Annotated in this window: 4 protein-coding genes; 2 read left to right on the top strand and 2 right to left on the bottom strand. The window is 63.5% G+C overall.

Annotated features, from left to right (window positions below):
- Positions 1-502 (bottom strand): glutathione S-transferase (locus tag EN994_RS25005; protein WP_164746156.1); only part of this gene is annotated, 502 nt, incomplete at its 3' end.
- 198 nt (positions 503-700) lie between these two features.
- On the opposite strand from EN994_RS25005, the gene EN994_RS25000 reads away from it, so the two are divergent.
- A complete protein-coding gene (locus EN994_RS25000) occupies positions 701-880 on the top strand; it encodes a CsbD family protein (RefSeq protein WP_013532401.1) in 180 nt (59 codons plus the stop codon).
- A 57-nt stretch (positions 881-937) separates the two neighbouring features.
- Here EN994_RS25000 and EN994_RS24995 read toward each other — a convergent pair whose 3' ends face one another.
- Positions 938-2,068, bottom strand: a complete 1,131-nt coding sequence (locus EN994_RS24995) for a metallophosphoesterase (RefSeq protein ID WP_164746157.1) — start codon at positions 2,066-2,068, stop codon at positions 938-940.
- 110 nt (positions 2,069-2,178) lie between these two features.
- On the opposite strand from EN994_RS24995, the gene EN994_RS24990 reads away from it, so the two are divergent.
- Complete coding sequence (locus tag EN994_RS24990; RefSeq protein WP_013532403.1) at positions 2,179-2,772, top strand: hypothetical protein; 594 nt, start codon at positions 2,179-2,181, stop codon at positions 2,770-2,772.
- The last annotated feature ends 194 nt before the right edge of the window (positions 2,773-2,966 follow it).

Here is a 2,966-nt window from a genome sequence, read left to right as displayed (position 1 = left end):
CATACATGGCGTCGGCCGCGGTGAAATGGCCAAACAGGAACGGGCCGCCCCTGCCGTATTTTTCCCGGCACTCGCGCCACAGCGCCTCGATACGGGCGCGTTGCGCCTCGCCCTCGGCGTCGAGCGGCTTGTGGCCCTTCGGCCGGCGCAAATTCATCGGCCAGCCATAGCGGACCTCGCGAAAGCCGGAATGCATCTCGCTCGCGGCCGAACGCGCCAGCGCGCGGGCGTCGATATCGGCCGGCCAGAGCTTTTTCTCGGGAAACAGGTCGGCGAGATATTCAAGGATAGCAAGGGTTTCCCAGACGATCTTGCCATTGTGATTCAGCACCGGCACCTGACCGGTCGGCGACACTTTCGCCAGATTGGCAAAGGTTTCAGGTGTGCGCAGCCGCACGAAACCTTCCTCGAACGGGATCTCCAGATGCCTCATCGCCAGCCATGGCCGCAACGACCATGAGGAGAAACACTTGTTGCCGATGTAGAGCGTGAATTCAGCCATTTTTCTCCCCGCATGCACGGCCATCCAAATTCCATGGTCGACGCGTGTTCGCAGCCTAGCCCACCAGCCTTGCCCCAGGGCGGCGGCCGCGCGACCTGATCTGCCGTCCGGGCGACGCCTGGAACCTAACCGACGCCGGCTCGTTAGCTACCGCAAATGAATTCCTCCGAATTCAGAACCCCAGGAGATGCGCAAAAAATGGTGAACAAGGATCAGGTTGCGGGCGTGGCCAAGCAGGTCAAGGGCTCGGTCAAGGAAGCCGCGGGCAAGGCAACCGGCAACAGGCAGACCCAGGCCGAAGGCACGGGAGACCGGACCGCCGGTAAGGCGCAGAAGGCCTATGGCGACGTCAAGGACAAGGTCAAGAAGGCGCTCTGATCCGACATCGGCAAACGCGCTTTATCGAGGGAAAGGCGGTCGCGAAGGCCGCCTTTTTCAGGTGCTCCAACCCTTGCTGAAAGCATTGGTGAAGGCGACCTCGCCGTGATCGCCGGTCGCCTCGCCCAGCACCACGTCCATGCCGTCGCTGGTCACCCTGGCCAGCGCGAAACCGCCCATATAGGCAGCCTTCGGCTTGAACAGGTCGATCCCGTCCCTGCGATAGATCAGCGGCGTTTCGTGCTGGTGGCCATGGAAAATGCCGACGATATTGTAGCCCTTCAGCGCCGCCAGCAACGCCTGCCGGTCGGCCTCGCTCCACCAATGCGGCGCACCACTGCCGTCATCATCGAAGTGCCGCTTGGCGGCATCCCAACGTTCCACCGAGAAGGTGTCCCAGCCATAATGCTGGAACAGGATGACCGGACGGCCGTCCGCCGCATAGGTCGCCAGATCCTGCTTCAGCCATGGCAGGCTGCTCTCGGCGCCGTGGCCGGTATCGCCGGCGAAACGATGCGTCTGGATCAGATGCAGGCCGCCCCAGTCCCAGGAGTAGCAGTCGGTGTCGACATCATAGTCGGTGGCCGGCACCGGCGGCTTGAAGAACACGCCGGCGCGATGGTTGACCTCGACATAGTCGCGCAGTTCGCGCCGATACCAGTCGACATGGTGCGGCGGGCCGTTCTGGTCGAGATCATGGTTGCCGAGCCCGATATAAACCGGCATGTGCACGCGATCGGGACCGACGCCCTGGCTGTAGCGTTGGCTGAACTGGAGCAGTTGGGTGCCCTCGCGCGGCTGCGTGATCTGGCCGCCGCCATCGTCGGTGATGTCGCCGCCGACGACAAGGCCGAGCGGCGTGCCTATCCTGCCGGCCGAACGCAGGCCGGTGGCGACGCCATTGATCTCAGTTGGCCAGTCCTTGTCGCCAAGCGCATTCAGCGCCGCCACGTTGCGCAGCAGCGCGGCGTCGGTCTTGCCTTCCTGCAGGCAGTTGGGGCTCAAGCCGCTCGCCATGCGGCAGGCATGGACATCGGCGATGAACAGGAAAGTGGCGTCGATCGACTGGACGCGTTGCCCGGTCTGGCTGAAGGCCGGGCGCGACAAGGCGCCGGCCGCGGCAAATCCTGCAGCCTGCGCCAGGAAGTTGCGTCGGGAAAGCGATGCAGTCGAACGGCGATTCATCATACGCTGATTCAGCATGGACAGCGGCCGGTCGTCCAGCGCCTCTGCGCCATCATCGACATGATGCCACGGGTCTGGCATGTCTCGCTTGCGCAAGCGGAGGAGGACGAAAAATGAAAGCCGCACCTATCTGCATGATCCTGGCCGCGATGTTGTGCGCGAGCACTGCGCATGCGGCCGGTTGCGTCGACGTCAAGTCCGCCAGAAAGGGTTTCGTTCTGGCGAGGCCCGGCATCCAGAGCGAATTTCGGCCCGTGGCCGGCGGGATGATGTCGGTTGCCAACACCTACGAATCGCAATCGCCGCAAACCCAGTATCTGTTTGCCGGCCTGATCGAGGTGTTTCGCGACAGCGACACCGGTCGCCTGGCGATGATCCCGCTTTCCGATCTGCGAAAGCTGTTTCCGCTGAAGGCGGGGACAAAGGCCGCGATAGAGTTCGTCGAGCTGTCGCCGAACAAGCCGCCGAAGGGCACCAAGACGCTGAGCCTGGTCGTCAAGGGCAAGGAGACATTCAGCCTGGGCGAGTGCAAATACAATGTCCTGGCGGTCAAGGAGACCTTCAAGAACGGTGCCGGCGAGACGCTGGATTCATTTACCGCCCTCTATGCGCCAGATCTGCAAGCCGCGCTCGCGCGGCGCTACGATGAAGGCACCAGTTCGGAATCCGTCAACGGCTACGAGACGATCAAGCCGCTGGCCGAGTAGCTGAACCAGAGCACGGCGAGTCAAGGGGTTCCCGGCCGTGGCAGTATCCTGTTGCGTCGCCTGGCCGCCAATGCGCCCTGCGATGGCGACGGCGCGCTTCGCTCAAGTCCCGCCAGACAATCCCGCAGCACACCGGCATCCTGCGTGGCCTTGGCCATCGACATCGCTCCGGAATAGGCGGCGACCGTCAGCGC

Source organism: Mesorhizobium sp. M7A.F.Ca.CA.002.09.1.1, from assembly GCF_003998555.1.
Classification (GTDB): domain Bacteria; phylum Pseudomonadota; class Alphaproteobacteria; order Rhizobiales; family Rhizobiaceae; genus Mesorhizobium; species Mesorhizobium ciceri.
Note: the sequence above shows the minus strand (reverse complement) of the source record. Positions and strands in the feature narration are given on the sequence as shown.

Coding starts and splice junctions, on each gene's coding strand:
- EN994_RS25000 (WP_013532401.1), top strand. CDS start 701: ATGGTGAACAAGGATCAGGTTGCGGGCGTGGCCAAGCAGGTCAAGGGC.
- EN994_RS24995 (WP_164746157.1), bottom strand. CDS start 2,068: ATGATGAATCGCCGTTCGACTGCATCGCTTTCCCGACGCAACTTCCTG.
- EN994_RS24990 (WP_013532403.1), top strand. CDS start 2,179: ATGAAAGCCGCACCTATCTGCATGATCCTGGCCGCGATGTTGTGCGCG.